Source organism: Franzmannia pantelleriensis (genome assembly GCF_900102875.1).
Taxonomy (GTDB): Bacteria; Pseudomonadota; Gammaproteobacteria; order Pseudomonadales; family Halomonadaceae; genus Franzmannia; species Franzmannia pantelleriensis.
On record NZ_FNGH01000010.1, the window covers coordinates 129,777 to 149,106 of the forward strand.

14 protein-coding genes are annotated in these 19,330 nt (G+C 65.2%); 10 read left to right on the top strand and 4 right to left on the bottom strand.

Going from position 1 to position 19,330, the window contains the following annotated elements:
* Positions 1 to 103 precede the first annotated feature (103 nt).
* Positions 104 to 2,203, top strand: coding sequence for a TonB-dependent siderophore receptor (locus BLT16_RS13875; protein WP_089659101.1), 2,100 nt, complete (start codon positions 104 to 106; stop codon positions 2,201 to 2,203).
* A 153-nt stretch (positions 2,204 to 2,356) separates the two neighbouring features.
* Positions 2,357 to 3,184, top strand: coding sequence for an ABC transporter substrate-binding protein (locus BLT16_RS13880; RefSeq protein ID WP_245701669.1), 828 nt, complete (start codon positions 2,357 to 2,359; stop codon positions 3,182 to 3,184).
* 75 nt (positions 3,185 to 3,259) lie between these two features.
* Here BLT16_RS13880 and BLT16_RS13885 read toward each other — a convergent pair whose 3' ends face one another.
* Genes BLT16_RS13885 through fhuB form a run of 3 tightly spaced genes read right to left on the bottom strand, consistent with a single transcriptional unit; the run spans position 3,260 to position 7,793 of the window.
* The gene (locus tag BLT16_RS13885; RefSeq protein ID WP_089659103.1) at positions 3,260 to 4,918 is read right to left on the bottom strand and encodes a multidrug ABC transporter permease/ATP-binding protein; all 1,659 of its coding nucleotides are present in this window, start codon (positions 4,916 to 4,918) and stop codon (positions 3,260 to 3,262) included.
* A 51-nt stretch (positions 4,919 to 4,969) separates the two neighbouring features.
* Positions 4,970 to 5,749 carry a siderophore-iron reductase FhuF gene (gene fhuF / locus BLT16_RS13890; RefSeq protein ID WP_089659104.1) on the bottom strand — a complete coding sequence of 260 codons (780 nt, stop codon included), beginning with the start codon at positions 5,747 to 5,749 and terminating at the stop codon, positions 4,970 to 4,972.
* Positions 5,750 to 5,807: 58 nt separating this feature from the next.
* A complete protein-coding gene (fhuB, locus tag BLT16_RS13895; RefSeq protein ID WP_089659105.1) occupies positions 5,808 to 7,793 on the bottom strand; it encodes a Fe(3+)-hydroxamate ABC transporter permease FhuB in 1,986 nt (661 codons plus the stop codon).
* A 230-nt stretch (positions 7,794 to 8,023) separates the two neighbouring features.
* Here fhuB and BLT16_RS13900 point away from each other — a divergent pair, with 230 nt between their 5' ends.
* Positions 8,024 to 8,425, top strand: coding sequence for a hypothetical protein (locus BLT16_RS13900; RefSeq protein WP_089659106.1), 402 nt, complete (start codon positions 8,024 to 8,026; stop codon positions 8,423 to 8,425).
* A 134-nt stretch (positions 8,426 to 8,559) separates the two neighbouring features.
* Entirely contained in the window at positions 8,560 to 9,327 is a 768-nt protein-coding gene (locus BLT16_RS13905) for an ABC transporter ATP-binding protein (protein ID WP_089659107.1), read from the top strand.
* 73 nt (positions 9,328 to 9,400) lie between these two features.
* Here BLT16_RS13905 and BLT16_RS13910 read toward each other — a convergent pair whose 3' ends face one another.
* Positions 9,401 to 9,652, bottom strand: coding sequence for a hypothetical protein (locus BLT16_RS13910; protein ID WP_340148264.1), 252 nt, complete (start codon positions 9,650 to 9,652; stop codon positions 9,401 to 9,403).
* A 298-nt stretch (positions 9,653 to 9,950) separates the two neighbouring features.
* Between BLT16_RS13910 and BLT16_RS13915 the strand changes: the two genes are divergently transcribed.
* The 6 genes from BLT16_RS13915 to BLT16_RS13940 all read left to right on the top strand — a co-directional run bounded on the left by BLT16_RS13915 (position 9,951) and on the right by BLT16_RS13940 (position 19,280).
* Positions 9,951 to 12,047, top strand: coding sequence for a TonB-dependent receptor (locus BLT16_RS13915; protein WP_089659108.1), 2,097 nt, complete (start codon positions 9,951 to 9,953; stop codon positions 12,045 to 12,047).
* A 162-nt stretch (positions 12,048 to 12,209) separates the two neighbouring features.
* A complete protein-coding gene (locus BLT16_RS13920) occupies positions 12,210 to 13,412 on the top strand; it encodes an MFS transporter (protein WP_089659109.1) in 1,203 nt (400 codons plus the stop codon).
* 94 nt (positions 13,413 to 13,506) lie between these two features.
* Positions 13,507 to 15,267: an IucA/IucC family protein gene (locus BLT16_RS13925; protein ID WP_089659110.1), complete on the top strand. Its 1,761-nt coding sequence runs from the start codon at positions 13,507 to 13,509 to the stop codon at positions 15,265 to 15,267.
* Positions 15,264 to 16,169: a GNAT family N-acetyltransferase gene (locus BLT16_RS13930; RefSeq protein ID WP_089659111.1), complete on the top strand. Its 906-nt coding sequence runs from the start codon at positions 15,264 to 15,266 to the stop codon at positions 16,167 to 16,169. The genes BLT16_RS13925 and BLT16_RS13930 overlap by 4 nt, the downstream gene beginning before the upstream one ends.
* Complete coding sequence (locus BLT16_RS13935) at positions 16,169 to 17,980, top strand: IucA/IucC family protein (protein ID WP_218124455.1); 1,812 nt, start codon at positions 16,169 to 16,171, stop codon at positions 17,978 to 17,980. The genes BLT16_RS13930 and BLT16_RS13935 overlap by 1 nt, the downstream gene beginning before the upstream one ends.
* Positions 17,973 to 19,280 (top strand): lysine N(6)-hydroxylase/L-ornithine N(5)-oxygenase family protein, encoded by a 1,308-nt coding sequence (locus BLT16_RS13940; protein WP_089659112.1) that lies wholly within the window; start codon positions 17,973 to 17,975, stop codon positions 19,278 to 19,280. The genes BLT16_RS13935 and BLT16_RS13940 overlap by 8 nt, the downstream gene beginning before the upstream one ends.
* Positions 19,281 to 19,330: the final 50 nt, after the last annotated feature.

Sequence of the window (19,330 nt, forward strand, 5' to 3'; positions counted from 1 at the left end):
ATAAGCATTCTGGCACGGCGCAAAGGTTGCACGCCGCCAGAAATGTAATACTTCTCATTCCTAGAAAAATGATCGCATCGTCATGCCAAGGGACATTGCCGCCATGCGCAAACCACACCCGCTTTCACTTGCTATCACCATGCTTGCCAGCGCGATCGCCAGCACGGCCTGGGGCCAAGACGAGGAGCAAGCACAGCCGCTCGACACCCTTACCGTCACCGCCCAGCAGGCCGCCACCAAGGTGACGACACCCTTCGTCGAGACGCCCCAGGCGGTGTCGCTGGTCAGTCGCGAGGACATGGATACCCAGGGCGCACGCACGGTACAGCGTGCCACCAACTACACCCCCGGGGTGTTCAGCAACCAGGTCGGCGCCTCCAACCGCTACGACTACCTGGTGCTGCGCGGCTTCTCCGACGGCAGCCTGAGCAACACCTTCCTCGACGGCCTGAAGGTGATGGGTGACAGCAACTCCTACAGCTCGATGAGCGTCGATCCGTGGTTCCTGGACAGCATCGAGGTGGTGCGTGGCCCCGCCTCGGTGCTCTACGGGCGCGCCTCCCCCGGCGGGGTGGTGGCGCTGACCAGCAAGCGCCCCGCGTTCGAACCGGGTGGCGAACTGCGCCTCTCGCTGGGTAACAACCAGCAGCGTAGCGCGGCCTTCGACCTCACCGGGCCACTCGGCGACGAGAACCGTGTGGCCTATCGCTTGACCGGCCTGGCCAGCGCCGCCGACACCCAGTTCGGCCCCGTCGAGGAGGAGCGCTACGCCATCGCCCCCTCTCTGACCTGGGACGTTACCGATGTCACCAGCCTGACGCTGTACGCTTACCTGCAGCAGGATCCCGAGGGAGGCTACCACTCCGGCGTGCCCTATGAAGGCAGCGTGGTCGACCGCAACGGCCGGCGCATCGCCAACACCTTCTTCGACGGCGAAGCGGCATACGACAAATTCAAGCGCACCCAGCGCATGCTCGGCTACGAGCTGGAGCACCACGTCAACGATGAGTGGCGGGCGCGCCAACGGCTGCGCTACCTCAATGCCGATGTGGTCATGGATCAGGTCTACGGCTTCGGCTGGGCGCCGGGCTCGGACAGCGAACTGACCCGTTACTTCGCCGGCGGCGACGAGTCACTGGAGGCCTGGACCCTCGACAACCAGCTCGAGGCCAACCTCAGCGGCAGCTTCATCGACCACACCCTGCTGCTGGGCGTCGACTACCAGCAGCGCGACAACCACGTCGACTGGCCCTCGGGCGCCTTCCCCAACCTGGATGCCTTCGATCCGCAATACGGCGCCGACCCCATTGCCATGTATCCGCCCACCCGCGAGCAGCATGAACTGCGTCAGACCGGGGTCTACCTCCAGGATCAAATGGCCCTGGGCAACTGGCGGCTGACCCTCGGCGGACGCTACGACTGGGTCGACATCACCAACACCAACCTCGACAGCGGCGAGCGCAGCGAACTCAACGACACCCAGTTCAGCGGCCGCGCTGGCCTGCTCTATCTGTTCGACAGCGGCGTCGCCCCCTATCTCAGCTACTCCACCGCCTTCACCCCAACCAGCTTCATCGACGCCGAGGGCGACCTGCTGCCGCCCATGGAAGGCGAGCAGCTCGAGGCCGGCCTCAAATATCAGCCTGCCGGCGGCGACGATCGCTACAGCGTCTCGCTGTTCCGCATCAATCAGGAGAACGTCGCCACCAAGGAGCAGCCCACCGACCCCTATCGCGCCGTGGGCGAGATCCAATCCCAGGGCGTCGAGCTGGAGGCCTACACCCAGCTCACCGATCGCGTGCGCCTGCAGGCGAACTACAGCTATACCGACATCACCTACCGGCGCAGCGACGACGGCAACCAGGGCAACCGGGCCATCTATGCACCGCGCCATCAGGCCAGCCTGTGGGGGCACTACGCCTTCGACAGCGGTGCTCTCGACGGCCTCGACGCCGGCCTCGGGGTGCGTTACTACGCCGATATCCAGGCCGACCGCGCCAATACCGCCAGGGTCCCCGAGTACACCCTGGTCGACGCCACCCTGGGCTATGACCTGGGCCGCCTCGGCTACGACGGTCTCAGCGCCCGCCTCAACGTCACCAACCTCACCGACGAAGAGTACGTCGCTGCCTGCAACTCGCTGGAGTACTGCTACTTCGGCGCCGAGCGCGGGGTGCTGGCCAGTCTCAGCTATGCCTTCTGATCACCGCCCAGCAAGGATGGACAGCCCGCGCATGAGCTGGCACACTCACGCATCGAAATAGCAACCATTATCACAAGATGACGTCACCAAGGCCCTGATCCCAACATGCCTGCTTCCATTACCTCGCGACTGCGTCGCCTAGGAGGTTCGCTCATGCTGGTGTCGGGGCTCGGATTGATCTATGCCACCCCCTCTCATGCCGAGGGCATCGCCAGCATCGACTGGACCCTGGCCGAGACCCTGGTGGCCATCGACGCCTCGCCCCAAGGCGTTGCCCAGGTAGACGCTTATCATGAGTGGGTCGGAGAGCCCCGCCTGGCAGAGCACGTGCTCGACATCGGGCTGCGCTCGCAACCCAATACCGAGCTATTGGCGCATCTGGCGCCCGCGCATATCGTCATCTCGCCGATGTTCGCCAACCTGGCGCCGCGCTTGAGCAAAATCGGGCAGGTCGACACCTTCCACCTCTATACGCCCGGCCGCGACACCTGGGAGGAAGCGGCAACGCTGACCCGCGAGCTGGGCGAGGTGACCGGGCGCAGCGCAGCGGCCGACGCCTTGATCGCTGCGGCCGACGGCCATATCGAAGCACTGCGGCAGCAGTTGCCCGAGGAGATCCGCCCCATGCTGATCATCCAGTTCATGGACGAGCGGCACGTACGCGTCTTCGGTGAGAATGGCCTGTTCCAAGCGGTGCTGGATCGCCTGGGGTTGGAAAATGCCTGGCAGGAGGAGACCAACGCCTGGGGTTTCAGCCTGGTCGGCCTCGAACAGCTGATGAAGCTCGACGCGCAACTCGTGGTGGTTGAGCCCTACCCCACCGGCGTCGAGGAAAAACTCCGCCGCAGTGCGCTATGGCAACATTTACCCAGCGTCCGCGACGGCACCTATATTACGCTGCCAGCGGCGTGGAGCTTTGGCGCCCTGCCCTCGGCACGGCGCTTCGCCGAGCTTCTGGTGGAGGCCCTGCCCGCGGCCTGAAAACCGCGGCAGCCCGATTCACTTACGCCGCTTGGCGCCTTGCAGTGTTAACCCAACGGCTCGTCATACCGGCGCCTACTGCTCCACCCTGGCGACTGCATCCCTGCTTGCCGCCTTACGCTCCTCTCCGGTCAGCTCATGTAGCTGACCGCCACGCATCTCCAACAGGCGGTCGGCCTGGTCGAAATAGTGGTCATCGTGGCTGATCACTACTAGTGTCTTGCCCAATGCCCGCAGGCGCGGCAACAGCTCGCGATAGAAAACCCGCCGGAACTGCGGGTCCTGGTCGGCGGCCCACTCGTCGAGCAGCAGTAGGTCGCGGTGCTCGGCCACCGCCAACAGCATCGCCAGGCGCTTGCGCTGCCCCTGGGAGAGATTGATATTGGTGACGCGATCGTCTTCGATGTCGAGCTTGCTGTGCATACCCAGAGCGGCCAGCCACTCCTCCACCAGCGACGCATCAGGCGACTCGCCCCCCGGCCCCATCAGGCGGTCGAACAGGTGCAGGTCGGTGTAGATCGCCGAGAAGTGCTGGCGGTAGGTCACCCAGTCCGGCGCCTGCAGTGCCCGGCCATCGACCCGCACCACTCCGCTCTGAGGCTGATAGAGCCCGGTGAGCAAGCGCGCCAGGGTCGACTTGCCACTGCCGTTGCCGCCTATCAGAAACACCACCTCGCCGCGCCGCAGGGTCAGGTCGATAGGCCCTATCGCAAAGCCCGGCCGCGCCTCCTCTTCAGGATAGCGGTAGGTCACCTGCTCGAGGACGATCTCCTGCCAGCCATGGCGCCGAGTATCGCTATCGAAGCTATCGCGGTAATCCGCCAGGGCCAGCGAGCTCAGCTTCTCGAACGCCACCCGGGCGTTGATCAGCGTCGGCACGGCCCCCACCGCCTGGATCAAGGGGGCACGCAGAAAGAGCAGCGTGAGCGAGAACGTGGTCGCCACCTGCACCGACGCCCAGCCCAGGCCATTGGCCAGAAAGAACACCACGCCGATAGCGCCCAGCATCATGATATTGAACCAGTTGATCGCGCTGAGGTGGTAGGTGTCGCCGCGCACGATATGGTGCCGATAGGCATCGGCATTGAGCGTATAGACGTCACGATAGAGCCACTTGGCCCGGTCGCGGTTGAGCGCCAGCTCCTTGCGCCCCTCGATCACCGACTGATAGTCCGCGTAGAGCCGGTCCTCGACCTCGCGCAGCTTGGCCATATGCTGGTAGACCCAGGTGACAAGGCGCATGCAGACCGCCACGGTGACCGCGGTCCATAACACCGTCACCGCCAGTATCGAGGGCGACAGCCAGCCCAGGTAGAGGCAGGCCCCCACGGTCAGCACCCCACCCTGCACCAGCTCCGGCAAGCGCACGAAGGCTACGGTGATATAGCGCACATCGGTAGACAGGCTAGCCAGCAGGCGGGCGCTGCCGATCTGCTCGACGCGCTCGATGTCGGTATCCAGGATGCGCTTGATCAACTGCCCGCGCAGCCGGAACACGAAGTGATGGCCCAGGGTGGTCAGGGCCAACTGCGAGGCGAGGGTGATCACCAACAACAGCGCGATCAGGCCCAGGAACTCCGGCAGGATTCGCCAGGGGTCGGGAAAGATACCCAGCAGCCGCTGATTGATAAAGGCGATGACCCCAATGCCTAGCCCTGCACTGGCCAAGCTCAGCACCACCACGGCCACGAATGGCCAGCGGTAATCCCGCCATACGATCCTGAACAGCTCCATTACCCTTGGCTCCTCCAAAGAGTTGAACGCGCAGCAGCGTGTCGCGCCGCCTTAACGGCGTTTCTTGGCCGGCTTGTTTTCCGGCTTCAGCGGGCAGCCGCCGCACAGCGGCTCATCGGGCAGCCGATACTTGACGCAGCAGAGTCGCCGCACCCGGGTAGGGGGCTCACCGCCCAGCTCGAGATAGCGCACCGGCTGGTAGAGCGGATTGCGACGCCCGTCAGCGAGCGTCTTGGTGTCGAGATAGCGCAATAGCGGCTCCCCCGCCCCGCTAAATTCAGGATGCTGCGAGCAGGTCTTCCCCACGAACTCCACGTAGTGCCCCAGGTTGCTCCAGAACACCTTGGGCGCCGGACCGGAGACCGCTGCCAGCGCCTCGATCAGCGGCGCGCAGTGCGCGTCGAACAGATAGTCAAAGCGCGCCGAGGGGAGCTGCGAAGGCAGCGGTTCGCCGCCATCTGGTAGCCAGATATGCGCCGGCTGCCCCTTGTCGCCAAGCTCGAGGCGCATCTGCTCGAGACCTACCGGCAGCGCCTGCCCTAGCAGCAGATTGGCCGCCAGGGTGGGGATCGAGACGCCGCTGAAGTGGTGTTTCGACCAGATCGAGGCCGCCGCCTTGCGGTCGGCCCCCTCGCCGAAAGTGGCTGTAAAGCGGCGTATCGTCTCCTCCAGCATCCCAGGCTCGAGCAGGTCGGACATCGCGGTAGTCGGTACCTCTGGCACCCCAAAGCGGGGCGCCTTGAGCCTATCGAGGGGTGGCTGCCGATAGAGTGACAGCAGCGCCTCGGCAGCATCGTTGCGGTACACCGGCAACTCCGCCATCCCTGTCATATCCGCCTCCTCTCTTTCAGCGCACCATCATCTCCGGCTGCCCATGGGCGGCCACACCTCACAGCCTGCGCAGCCCCCACATGAAGTAGGCGCCACCGATCAGCGACGCGACCAGCCCGGCCGGCATGTCGTAGGGGAAGATCACCTGGCGACCCAGCCAGTCGGCCAGCACCATCAGCAGCATGCCCACCAGTGCCGCCCCCAGCAGGTGATGGCGGGCGCGTGACAGCCCCAGCAACCTGGCCATGTGCGGCGCCAACAGCCCGACGAAGGAGAGCGGCCCCACCACCAGGGTGGCGCAGGCCGTGAGCAGGGCCACCAGCAGCAGCAGCACCAGGCGAGCACGATTGAGGGCAATACCCAGCGCCAGCGTGGTGGGCGCCCCCAGGGGGAGAATGTCCAGCCAGCGGGTCAGCGGCAGGGTGCACAGCGTGAGTAACGCGGCCAGCGTCCCGACCACCAGGGCGCTGGTAAGATCGACGTAATAGGTGGAGCCCGCCAGCCAGGCGATCACCTGCTGCCCACGGGGATCACCGCCTGCCAGCATCACGCTGCGCACCGCATCGAACAGCGCCGTGACCGCTACCCCGGTGAGCAGCAGGCGCTCCGGTACGAAGCCGCTGCGGCGATTGAGTGCCACCAGGATCAGCAGCGTGGCAAAGGCCCCCAGGGTGCCGACCCCGACCAGCATACCGCTGGTCGGCGCGGGCAGCAGGAAGATCCCCAGGATCAGGGCAATCGCACAGCCACCGCTGATACCCAGTACCTCGGGGCTGGCCATGGGGTTGGCGGAGAGGCGCTGCAACAAGGTGCCGGCCACTGCCAGCATCAAGCCGCTGGCCGCCGCCGCCAGCACCCGGGGCATACGCCACTGCATCACGTTCCAGTTATCCGGCGACAGCCAGTACCAGCCATTCACTCCCTGCCCCAGTAGCAGGCCCAGGGCGGCAGCCAACAGCAGGCCAATGACCAGGCGCGTGGCCAGGCGGCCGGGAGCAGGATGCCGGCTCGCGATCACCGCCGACGGCTGGGGCGCCTTGTTGCCGTGCAACTTGAGGCGTGGGATCAGCCACATTAACAGCGGCGCCCCCAGGGCGCCGGTCACCGCACCGGTAGGAATCAGCATCGGCACCAAGCCGCTGAAGTTCTGCAGCAGCAGGTCCGTGGTGGCCAGCAGCACCGCCCCCAGCAGCGTGCCCCACAGCAAGCGCTCGCTGAGGCGACGCGCCCCCGCCAGGCGCACGATATTGGGCGCGGCCAAGCCGATAAAGCCGATGATGCCCACCACGCTGACGATACTGCCGGTGATGAAGACCGCCAGCCCCATGCCCGCAAAGCGCAGATGGGTAAGCGACACCCCCAGGCTCTTGGCGCTGGCATCGTCCAGTTCCAGCACCGCCAACGGGCGCAGCAGGAACCAGGCCAGCACGCAGCCGATGGCCATCCGCGGCCACAGAATCGCCACGCCATCCCAGCCATTCTGAGCCAGTGAGCCGGCGCCCCAGATCAACAGCCCCGACAGCGCCTCATGATTGAACAGCAGCAGCGCCGTGGCCAACGCGCCCAGGTAGAGGTTCACCACCAGCCCGGCCAGCACCACCACGATCGGCGCCAAACCGCGCCGCCAGGCCAGCATGAACACCAGCCCCACCGCCAACGCACCACCGGCCAGCGCCACCCACTCGCGGCCAACGGCCAGCAGCCCCGGCGCCAGCAGGGTCGCCGTCATCAACGCCAGGTTGGCCCCCGAGGCCACCCCCAGGGTGGTAGGCGACGCCAGCGGGTTGCGCAGCACCTGCTGCATCAGCACTCCAGCCAGCGCCAGGCCGCCGCCGGCCAGCAGCGCAACCGAGAGCCGTGGCCACCACGCATAGTGCAGCAGCAGTTGGTCGACGTCCTCGAACGAAGGCGACAACAGCGCCTTGAAGCCCAACGCCATACCGCCCTGGGCCTCCAGGCCCAGCCAGAACAGCACCACCAGCGGCAGGCTCAGCAGCCAGCAGGCAAGTGCCGGCGCGCCCCTGCGCATCGCGTACCCCGTCATGCCCACTGCCCCTGTTCCCGCCGGTGGCACAAGCTACCTTCAGTCATGCGTTCTGCCCCCTTTGCATAGACGATTCAGCCGGGCCATATTTTAATTGAAAACGATTATCATTGAAATACGCATACGATATGAGGTCGCATTACGAAATGGCGCAACGCGGCAGGTTTGACATAACCGCTACCAAGGACCAGAATGCAAATCAGTCTCATTGAGATGATCTATGGTGCTCTATGAACGCGGAACGCTCCCAGCTGTACTACACATGCGTTTTTCTGCACGTCTCCTTCCAGGCGATCCAGAATTCGGTCGCCACCTCACCGCGGGGCGACGACACGCCCTGCTGGCTGGATGCTCAGACGCTGCGCATGCTGCTGGGTGAGCTGCAGCGCTGCCGTCAGGAGGCGGCGCCCTTCAAAGAGGTCAACCAGCCACTGGATACCGCGATTTACCACTGCGGCCTGCTGATGGCACAGTGCCCCGCGGCCCTCAACCGGCAACTCTGCCAGCACCATCTGTCGGCGATCATGGCACCGCTCAAGGAAGCTACCGCACAACTTTCGAATAGCACACAGCGCACCAGCGCCGCCTCCTCATCTCCTCGCCAGCGGCTGCGTGGTTGGCTGGGTTGGTAAAGGCCAGCTGCCAACTTCAGCACGGCCTTCGCGCGTTTCTTCGGATATTCACCCAAGGCAGTCAAACACGGTAGATAACGCCAACGATTCTCGTTTACTCTATAGGGATCGACTACCCGCGCAAGGAAACCATCATGTTCGAGGTCAAGGGCGCTACCTTCGAAGTCAATGGCAAGTGCCTGCTGCATCCCGTGGAGCACCGTTTCGAAGAGGGCAAGATCTACGGCTTGATCGGCCATAACGGCTCAGGGAAATCGACCCTGATCAAGCTGCTCGCCCAGCAGCAGCCCGTCAGCCAAGGCGAGGTGATGCTGGATGGCCGCCCAGTAAGTGACTGGGGCCAGCGTGAGTTTGCCCGCCGGGTGGCCTATCTGCCCCAGCACCTGCCGAGCGCCGAGAATCTCATCGGGCGCGAGCTGATCAGCTTCGGGCGTTACCCCTGGCATGGGCTGCTGGGCCGCCACACCCAAGAGGACAAGGCCGCCGTCGAGCGCGCCATCGAACTCAGCCACACCGAGGATTTCGCCGACCGGCTGGTGGATACCCTCTCCGGTGGCGAACGCCAGCGGGTGTGGCTGGCCATGCTGCTGGCTCAGGAGAGTCGCTTCCTGCTGCTCGACGAGCCGCTGGCCGCACTGGATATCTCCCATCAGATGGAAGTGCTGGCACTGATCCGCAAGCTGTGCGACGAACTCAAGCTGTGCGTGATCATCGTGCTCCACGACATCAATATGGCCTCGCGCTACTGCGACGAACTGCTCGCCTTGCACAGCGGCCGGGTGCTGGCCCACGGCTCCCCCGCGGAAATGATGACCGACGCCACCCTGGAAGCCATCTACGGTCTACCGATGCAGGTGATGCCTCACCCCAATGGCGAGCATCGTATTGCTGTGGCGTGCTGATTGCGCAAGCAGTCATAGAATGGAACTTGCCTGCGTCTGAAGGCGAGTCATCAACTGCCCATCAGCTCGTCGTCTACGAGGCCACCGGCGACACCGATGCTTCACTCGCAGAGGGTTCGGCCAATCTGAGCTTGCCGCTCTCCAGCCGCACCAGCCGGTCAGCGAGGGGGAAGTAGCGGTCGTCGTGGGAGATCACCAGCACCGCCTTGCCCATGCGTTTCAACTCCGGCAACACCTCGCGGTAGAACACCTCCTTGAACAGCGGATCCTGATCCGCCGCCCACTCGTCGAAGACCAGGAAGGGGCGATCCTCCAGATAGGCCACCACCAGCGCCAGGCGTTTGCGCTGGCCCTGGGACAGCGCCTGGGTGGAGAAGGCGCCGTGCTCGACCCGTACCTTGTGCTGCAGATGCAGTCCAGCCAGGGTGATCTTTGCCGCTGCCCCCTACCAGAAAGACGATCTCGCCAGGCTCGAAGGTCGAGTCGATGAGCCCAAGCTCGAAGACGTCGTCGCTCTATCTATGCATCAAATGAGAATGAGTGTCATTGATATTATTTTTAGCAATGATATTCTCACTTGTTTAAAGCAATAACCATTCACCTTTTACAGGCAAGGGAACCCCATGAAGAAGTTAATGATCCTCAGTTTCGCCATAGCCGCCGGCTCGGCGACCATGCCCCTTCACGCTCAGGAGCCGCAGGAAACCATGGTCGTGGTGGGGTCACGTACTCCCACTCAGATCAGTCAGATCCCCGGCGCGGTGTGGATTATCGAAAAGGAGGAACTACAGCAGCAGCTCGAAGCCGGCGCCGACCTCAAGACGTCTCTGGGCAGGCTCGTGCCCAGTCTCGACATGGCCCCCGAGGGGCGCACCAACTATGGCCAGAACCTGCGCGGCCGCAGCGTACAGGTGTTGATCGACGGCATGTCGATGAACAGCTCGCGGGGCCTGTCCCGCCAGTTCGATGCCATCGATCCCTTCAATATCGAACGCGTCGAGGTGCTATCCGGGGCCAGCAGTCTGTATGGCGGCGGCGCCACTGGTGGCATCGTCAATATAATCACCCGCAAGGGTCGGGCCGGCGGCCCGGATTGGCGCACCGAGGTCGGGGTCACCACCGGCTTCAATCGCAGCAGTGATCTCGACCGGCGGATCGCTCAGTCGGTCAGCGGTGGCAACGACCGGGTGCAAGCCTATCTCGGCACCGCCTTTCAGGACAATGGCCGCCAATTCGACGGCCGCGGCAATGAGATCTTCCCCGATCTCGCTCAGACCGACCTGCAGGACAACCGCAGCATCGACGTGCTGGGCAACCTCACCTTCCAGTTGAATGACGCTCAAACTCTGGAACTCGCCGCCCAGCTCTACCGCTCTGGCTACGAGGGAGATCGTGGGGTCTACTTCCCACACCTGGACGCTGCCAGCCCCAGTCTGGCGGACGCCGAGATCCGTGACGGCTATCGTTCCGACCGCGACCCAGCCACCGATCGCAAGATGGTCAACCTGCAGTACCACCACGCCGACCTGCTGGGGCAGAACTTCTATCTGCAGGCCTTCCATCGCGAGGAGGAAGCCAGCTTCCAGGCCTTCCCCTACCCGGTCGCCGGCGGCTCCGAGTTCCGCGCCTCCCAGCAGAACACTGAGCTCAGCGGCCTCAAGGCGCTGTTCGATGCACGGCTGAACGAGCGTATCGGCCTCATCTACGGCCTGGATGTCGATCGCGAGAGCTTCGACGCTAGCCAGATGACCTTCGACAAGGCCGTATCCGACGCCACCGGCGGGCTGGTGCAGGAACAGGCCAGCATCGCACCACGCTATCCCGGCTACCGGATCGACACGCTCGCCGCCTTCGCCCAGCTCGACTGGCAGGCGACCGATGCCGTCAAGCTATCGGCCGGTGTCCGGCGCCAGCACTCCGACGTCGAGGTCGACGACTTCAACGGCATTCCCGGCGGCGAAAACGACTACGACGCCACCCTGCTCAACGCCAGCGCGCTCCACGACTTCGGCAACGGCCACCAGAGCTGGCTGCGCTACAGCCAGGGATTCGAGCTTCCCGATCCGGCCAAGTATTACGGCCGCCCGGGCATCAGCGTCGGCGCGAACCCGCTCTCCGCCATCGAGACCGACCAGGTCGAACTCGGCTGGCGTTACCAGGGGGGCGACTGGGCGGCCCAGGCGGCGGTCTATTACGCCTGGTCCGACAAGGCGCTGGAAATCAACAGCGGCGACCTGAGCGTCGACGTGGTCGACGACAGGAAGCGCGACTACGGCCTCGAAGGTGCCCTGACCCGCTACTTCTCGAACGGCCTCGAAGTCGGCGGCACCCTGCACCTGGTGCGCTCGGAGCAAGAGAACGACGAGGGCGGATGGGAAAAGCGCGATGCCCGCTACGCCTCGCTCTCCTCGGCAACCGCCTTCGTCGGCTGGCGAGACCACGTCCATTCGGCCCGCCTGCAGGCCAACCACACCTTCGATCTGGAGGATGACGCCGAGCGCAAGATCGACGGCAACACCACCCTGGATCTGGCGCTCAGCCGACAGACCGACTTCGGCAAGTTCAGCCTCGGCGTGCAGAACCTGCTGGACGAGAGCTACTCCACGGTGTGGGGCCAGCGCGCGGCGATGTTCTACTCGCCCTACTATGGCCCGGAATACCTCTACGACTACCAGGGCCGTGGGCGCACCTACAGCTTGACCTGGTCGATGGACTACTGACCCGTCTTCATTGCGATGCCGCTCGCCCGCTCAAGCCCACTCTCGCAGTGGGCTTTTTCCTGCCCGCAAACCAGCTCTCTTCACAAGCCGATACATTGTCGCGCTTGACGGCAACTGCTTAACTAATAATAATTCTCAGTTGTATTTACTGAGGAGCCGATCATGCGCTTCCCTCCCCTGTGGCGAATCAGTGCCTGTGCGGCATTGCTCGGCCTCGGCCAGAACGGCCTACTGGTCGCGCTGCCGGTGCTGGTGGAGCGCTTCGGCCTGCCACTGTCGCAGTGGGCCGGTCTGATCCTGCTGGGTTCGATGCTGTTCCTGCTGGGCAGTCCCTTCTGGGGGCGGATCGCCGATCGTCACGGGGCACGCGGCGTGGTGATCCAGGCTCTGCTGGGCTACGTAACCAGCTTCGCCCTGATCGGCTTCGCTCTGTGGACGGCGGCCCACGGCTGGCTGGGCGACGGCGCGCTGCTGGCCCTGGTGGCGGCAGCACGGGTGCTGTACGGCCTGACGGTCTCGGGCATGGTGCCGGCCTGCCAGCAGTGGTCGCTGGCCTTGCATGACGGCGAGGAGCGGGTCAAGGCACTGGCTGCCATCAGCGCCGGACTCAGCAGCGGTCGCCTGCTTGGGCCGCTGATTGCCGCCGCCAGCTTGAGCCTTTCCGCCCATGCACCCTTCGTAGTGATGCTGCTGTGCGGCATGCTGGCCCTGCTGCTGCTCCGGGGGATACCGGCCCCGACTCCCCAACTCCCGTCTGCCGCCAGTCGAGCCGCTCGACTGCCACGCGGCACCCTCGACCTGCTGCCCTGCCTGGCCATTGCACTGCTGCTGGCGATGTCAGCATCGCTAATGCAGTTGGGCCTTCCCGGTGCCCTGCAGGGCAGGCTCGACATCGACGCCACCCGGGCCGGCCACCTGATGGGGATCCTGCTGTCGCTCGGTGCACTGGGTTCCCTGACCATCCAGTTAGGTATCACTCGTCACCGTCGGCTGTCCGGCTATGCCCTACTGGCTCTGGGGGCGTTGGGGCTGGTAGCCGGTTACGGAGTGCTGACGATGGCCATCGGCCCGGCCAGTTTCGGCCTGGGCGTCATGATCGCCAGCGTCGGCGCCGCCCTGGCCGTGCCCGGATATACCGACGCCGCTACGCGTCAGCGCTCCCCGGGTGCCAGCGCCGGCTTGCTGGCCATGGCCCACACCCTGGGCTACGGCGCCGCGACACTGACGGTCAGCCTGGCCGCCGCCGCTCACCTGTTGCCACTGTCGCTGGCCGCCGCCTGCGTCCTCCTGCTGTTCGTTCCCATGACCAGGAACCACTTCCGGATCATGCCGGCGACCTCGCAGATCACGCCGACCCACGACTGACTCAGGCCCAACATGCGGGCCGCAAGGAGCCTCGACACGACATCAATGTAAATACTTATCATTAGTTTTATGCTTCTCAACACGGAGGTTTCCCATGGCGACAACTACCGATGCCACTCCCCTGAACGAGGTCGACCCGGCCGCGAGCTGCTTCTTCAATGCCCTGCTGCGCGAAACCTGCGCCTGGCGGCTCGATACCACCGGCCACGGAGAATTAGCCCGTCTGCCCATTACCGAGGGCGAGCTGCAACTGCGACTACAGCACCGCAGTACCAGCGGCGAATGCCGCTTCCAGTGGCCCATCCTGTGGTTCAAGGAAGGCGCCTCCCAGGCGGTCGACTTCCCCACCGCCCTGGAGCACATTCTGGCGTCACCGGCCCTGGTGGGACCGCTCGACGCCACCGCCCGCCACACCTTCCGCGAGCGGGTACTGGAGAGCCGGGCCAATACCCGGGCCAGTCTCGACGACAGGGACGATCTCGCTCATCTGCAAAACGGCCCGCTGACCTTCGCCGAAGCAGAGCAGGGCCTGCTGGCCGGCCACGCCTTCCACCCTGCCCCCAAGTCCCGGGCCCCGTTCAGCGAGGCCGAGGCACGCGCTTTCTGCCCCGAGCACCGCGCCCGCTTCGGTCTCGCCTGGTGGGCGGTGGCTCCACCGCTCGCAGCCGGCGACTCCAGCCGCGACATCACCGCTGCCGACCTCGCCCTCGAGGTGCTGCCAGCGAACCTGGCCACCCGCCTGCCGCCCGGCTTCAGCGCCCTGCCCATGCATCCCTGGCAGGCAATGCAGCTGCGCCGCCAAGCCTGGGTCCAGGCACAGGAGCGACGTGGTCAACTGCTGTGGCTTGGCAACAGCGCCGCGGAGTGGCTGCCGACCTCGTCGCACCGTTCACTCTACGCGCCCCGAGCCCCCTGGATGGTCAAGGGCTCGCTGTCGGCGCGCCTGACCAACTCGCTGCGCCTGCTCAGCCTCAAGGAGGTCCGACGCGGCCTGCATCTGGACCGCTGGATGCGCGAGCTCGACATGGCCCGGCGCTTTCCCGGTTTCGCCGTGATGCAGGAACCGGCCTGGCTGGGCTGGCTCGATGCCAAGGGTGACGTCGACCCCGCCAGCCTGGTGGTACTACGCGAAAACCTGCTACTCGGGGCGGCGGAAACCGAGACAGTGGTGCTGGCCACCCTGACGCAGCAGCCGCTCGGCCCCGGCCGCCAGACGCTGCTCGCAGCGCGCCTGCGCGCCCGGGCACAGACTCTGGGTGAATCACTACCCCAGGTGGCGCGTGGCTGGTTCGCCGCCTTCTGCAGGCATGTACTGACACCCTTGTTCGGCCTCGCCGTGGAGGATGGCATCGTGCTCCTGGCGCACCAGCAGAACATCGTACTGCGGCTCGACGATGGCTGGCCGGTGGGCATGTTCTACCGCGACTGCCAGGGTAGCGGCGTGGGTGACCGCTTCCTCGAACGACATCCCCAACTCGAGCACCCACCGGAGAACTACTGGGCGCGGGACACTCAGCGCCGCTATTTCCTTTACTACCTGTTGATCAACTCGACCTTCGCCGTTACCAGCGCCCTGGCTGCCGATGGTTTGATCGATGAAGCCACCCTGCAACACGACCTGCGTGACCACCTCAACGCATTGCGTGAACGACTCGACGGTGACCTCGATTGCCTCGACCACGCCCTGCAATCCGTCCAACTGGAGGCCAAAGGCAACTTCTTCTGCTACCTGAGCGGCATCAACGAGGCCACCCTCACCGAGCCGGCACGCCTCTATCTGTCGCTGGACAACCCCCTGGCGCCCGCTGCGGCCGCAGCCCCCGCCACCAACCGATACCAAGGAGCCCCGGCATGAGTCTCACCCTCGACACCCAATCGCCTGTCGATATCGTCCTCGCCCCGCTGCAGGACGAAGCGGCCCGACTCAACCGCGATGCAACGACTGGCTCGCTGATCGAGCGCATTGATGCCGTCTTCGCCCACCATCCCGGCCTGGCACTGCTGGTCTTGGAGCCGGCCGACTGGCAGGACCATGCCGACTGGCCTCGGCTGACAGAGGCACTCGGCGGTGGCCGCATCCTGCGTAGCGACTTCTACCAGCAACCCTGGCACTGGCTGCAGCATCCCCCCGTCCGCCCTGAGCAGACTCCCTTCGATACCGGGAGCGGTCATCCCAGGCGTCCTACCAAGCCCAGCGGCCTCGTCTATCGGCGCGCCGATCCACGCCTAGGACGCACCTTTTCTCTGCGTCTGATCGAGCCCGAACGCGACCTCGAATCCTTCGTGCGCTGGATGCATCTGCCGCGGGTAGCAGAGTTCTGGGAGCAAGCCTGGCCCGCCGACGAACTTGCCGACTTCGTCGCGCAGCGCCTCGCCGATCCGCACACCCTGCCGCTGATCGGCGAGTTCGATGGCCTCCCCTTCGGCTATTTCGAACTCTACTGGGCCGCCGAGGACCGGCTCGCCCCCTACTATCCCTGGGCCTCTTTCGATCGCGGCCTGCACCTGCTGGTGGGCGAAGAGGATGTTCGCGGTGCCCGCTTCGTTGATGCCTGGCTGGGGGGACTGTCCCACTATGCCTACCTCGCCGAGCCGCGCACCCGCCGCCTGGTGCTGGAGCCACGCCACGACAACCACCGTCTGTTCCGCCATCTCGAGCGCCTGGGACTGTCGCGGCTACGTGACTTCGACTTTCCTCACAAGCGCGCCAGCCTAGTGATGGGGCAACGCGAACGCTTCTTCCGGGAGGTGCTGTGATGGAACCGCTCGACACCTGTCTGGCGCCGCACTGGGAAACGGTCAATCGCGAGCTGATCGCCAAGATGATCGGCGAGCTGGCCTATGAGCAGGTCATCGCCCTGACGAGCGACAGCGACGATCACCAGCTCGACCTGGGCGAGGCTGGAGCCTGGCGCTTCCGGGCCAGTGTCAACCTCTGGCGGCAGCCCCGAATCGACCCCACGAGCTTGGTGCCGCCCGACGGCGCCTCCCTCGAGGCTGCCGATTTCCTCCTCGCCCTGGCGCCGAAGCTCGGCATGAATGACGCCCAGGTCGCCGAACACCTGGAGGATCTGTTCGCCACCCTTCGCGCCAACTGTCGGCTGCGTGAAACCTGCCGCGGATTGAGCGCCGATGAGGCCATTCTGCTGCCCGAGCCGCAACGCCAACGCCTGCTCGACGGCCATCCCAAGTTCCTGTTCAACAAGGGCCGCCGCGGCTGGGGGTTGGAGGCTCTGGCACGCTACGCCCCGGAACACGGCAACGCCTTTCGTCTCTCCTGGGTGGCCATTGCTGGTGATGCCCTGGAGTGTGGCGGCGGCCCCATCGACGCCGCTCCCCTGCTCGACTCAGCGCTGGACGAGTCGGAGAAGGCCCGGCTGTGCCAGGCCCTTGCCCTGCGAGTGACTGACCCTGCCATTTATCGGCTGCTGCCGGTTCACCCCTGGCAGTGGCAGCAGTGGCTCGGCCCCCTGCACGCCGCCGACATCGCCCACCGTCGCCTGGTCTACCTCGGCGAGTTCGGCGACAGCTACGTGCCTCAGCAATCGCTGCGCACCCTGACCAACGTCAGCCGCCAAGCGGCCTACGATATCAAGCTGCCGCTGACCATCATGAACACCTCCTGCTACCGCGGCATCCCCGGGCGCTTTCTGCTCGCCGGTCCCGCCGCCTCGGCCTGGCTGAAGGCCCGGGCACTCGATGACGAGGAGTTCTCCCGCGTGAATCTGGAGATCCTCGCCGAACCTGCGGGAGCCGTATTACCTCATGAGCAGTATGCCCACCTGCCGCAATCGCCCTATCGATACCGCGAGCTGTTTGGAGTGATCTGGCGCGAGGCTCTGGCACCGCGCCTAGCAGCCAACGAGCAGGCATTGCTGATGGCCGAGCTGATGCAGGTCGACGAGGACGGGCGACCCTGGCTCGCCGCCTACCTGACGGCCGCCGGCGCTCACGCCCCTCAGGCGGTACAGGCCTGGTTCACTCGGATGTTCGAGGTCACCCTGGTGCCGCTGTGGCACCTGATGTGCCGCTATGGCGTGTCATTGATCGCCCACGGGCAGAACCTGACTCTGATCCTGCGTGACGGCTGGCCTCACCGCCTGGCGCTCAAGGACTTTCAGGGCGACCTGCGGCTGGTCGACGAAGAGTTTCCCGAGGCCCACGACCTGCCCGCCGAGCTCAAGGACGTCACGGTGCGCCTGCCGCCGGAGAAACTAATCCATGACCTGCAGACCGGGCACTTCGTCACTACCTTGCGCTTCATCGCCCCTCACGCCGCAGCCTGTGGGGTCTCGGAGGCATGCTTCTATCGCCTGTGTGGCGACGTGCTTGCCGCCTACCGGGATCGACATCCCGAATTGGCCGAGCGCTTCATCCGCTTCGAACTGTTCGCCCCGCGCATCCTGCGCCTGACCCTCAATCGCGCCAAGTTCCTGCACGCTACCGACGCGGCCGCGGAACGCATGCTCGCCGAGATGGAACTGCGCGTCGACAACCCGCTGTACTTCGTCCGTCTGCCGGCCGATACGGTCGGTGCCGCCACGACACAGGAGGTGTCCAATGTCTGACTCCCACGTTCTCGACCTGGCCGGTCTGGGCGCCGGCCCCTTCAACCTCAGCATCGCTGCGCTGGCCGACTCTCATCTGCCACGGCTCGCCACGCGCTTTTTCGAGCGCCGTCGCGACCCGTCTTGGCACCCTGGGCTGATGCTTCCCGACACCCATCTTCAGACAGGTTTCCTCAAGGATCTGGTAACCGCCGTGGCACCGGACAGCCGCCACTCCTTCCTCAGCTACCTGGTCGAGCATCGTCGTCTCTACCGCTTCCTCAACGCCGAGCTGGGCACCGTCAGCCGTGCCGAATTTTCCGACTATCTAGGCTGGACTGCCCGTCGCCTGGACAACGTCGCCCTCGGTGAGGCGGTACGAGATGTCCAGCTCGACGGCCGCGGCTTCAGGCTGCGCACCGACGCCGGTGACTACCGCGCCCGCCATCTCTGCCTAGGTACCGGCAAGCGCCCTTGGCTGCCGGACTTTGCCGAGGCGCTGCGTAGCCCCCACTGCCTGCACGCCGCCGAGATCGCCAGGACCCGGCGTGACTTCAACAAGCGCCGAGTGGTGGTGGTCGGCGGGGTCCAGAGCGGTGCCGACATCTTCCTCAATGCTCTGCGCGGCCATTGGGGCCAACCACGGGAGTTGCACTGGATCTCTCGGCGGCGCAATTTCGAACCCCTCGATGAAACCGCCTTCACCAACGAGTACTTCACGCCAGACTACACGCGCAGCTTCCACGCCCTGCACCGCGAGATCCGTGAGCGTGAAGTGGCGGCCCAGAAACTGGCCAGTGATGGCATCACGCCAGCCGCCCTACAAACGCTTTACCGCGAGCTCTACCACCGGTTCGACGTACTCGGCGAACGCCGCTGGGCACGGCTCTTTCCTCACCGCGAGGCCATCGCCCTGGAGCGCAGCGGGCTCGGCTTCACCCTTACCACCACGCACGGGCTTACCGGCGGGCGGGAGCGCTTCAATGCCGATGTCGTCGTTTTCGCTACCGGCTTCTGTTCACACTTGCCGGACTGTCTCGCCGACCTGGCCCCGCGTCTGGAACGTGATGCCCATGGCGAGCTGATGCTGGGCCCCCATTTCGAAGTGAGCTGGGATGGGCCTACCACACACCGCATCTATGCGGTCAACGCCGGCCGTCACAGCCACGGCATCGCGGAGCCTCAGCTATCTCTGATGGCCTGGCGCTCGGCAACGATCCTCAACCATGTCGCCGGACACCAAGCCTTCGACCTGCATGAAGACGATGGCCCCATCGAATGGCACCCCACATCCGAACCTCGCTGGGTCCAGGCCATCTGACGCTTCTTACCTGTGCCACTGTTGCAGCCCACTCGTTGCTGACGAGCGGG

Bases quoted from the DNA above. Each gene is read 5' to 3' on its own strand.
- BLT16_RS13875 (WP_089659101.1), top strand. From the start codon at position 104: ATGCGCAAACCACACCCGCTTTCACTTGCTATCACCATGCTTGCCAGC.
- BLT16_RS13880 (WP_245701669.1), top strand. From the start codon at position 2,357: ATGCTGGTGTCGGGGCTCGGATTGATCTATGCCACCCCCTCTCATGCC.
- BLT16_RS13885 (WP_089659103.1), bottom strand. From the start codon at position 4,918: ATGGAGCTGTTCAGGATCGTATGGCGGGATTACCGCTGGCCATTCGTG.
- fhuF (WP_089659104.1), bottom strand. From the start codon at position 5,749: ATGACAGGGATGGCGGAGTTGCCGGTGTACCGCAACGATGCTGCCGAG.
- fhuB (WP_089659105.1), bottom strand. From the start codon at position 7,793: ATGACGGGGTACGCGATGCGCAGGGGCGCGCCGGCACTTGCCTGCTGG.
- BLT16_RS13900 (WP_089659106.1), top strand. From the start codon at position 8,024: ATGAACGCGGAACGCTCCCAGCTGTACTACACATGCGTTTTTCTGCAC.
- BLT16_RS13905 (WP_089659107.1), top strand. From the start codon at position 8,560: ATGTTCGAGGTCAAGGGCGCTACCTTCGAAGTCAATGGCAAGTGCCTG.
- BLT16_RS13915 (WP_089659108.1), top strand. From the start codon at position 9,951: ATGAAGAAGTTAATGATCCTCAGTTTCGCCATAGCCGCCGGCTCGGCG.
- BLT16_RS13920 (WP_089659109.1), top strand. From the start codon at position 12,210: ATGCGCTTCCCTCCCCTGTGGCGAATCAGTGCCTGTGCGGCATTGCTC.
- BLT16_RS13925 (WP_089659110.1), top strand. From the start codon at position 13,507: ATGGCGACAACTACCGATGCCACTCCCCTGAACGAGGTCGACCCGGCC.
- BLT16_RS13930 (WP_089659111.1), top strand. From the start codon at position 15,264: ATGAGTCTCACCCTCGACACCCAATCGCCTGTCGATATCGTCCTCGCC.
- BLT16_RS13935 (WP_218124455.1), top strand. From the start codon at position 16,169: ATGGAACCGCTCGACACCTGTCTGGCGCCGCACTGGGAAACGGTCAAT.
- BLT16_RS13940 (WP_089659112.1), top strand. From the start codon at position 17,973: ATGTCTGACTCCCACGTTCTCGACCTGGCCGGTCTGGGCGCCGGCCCC.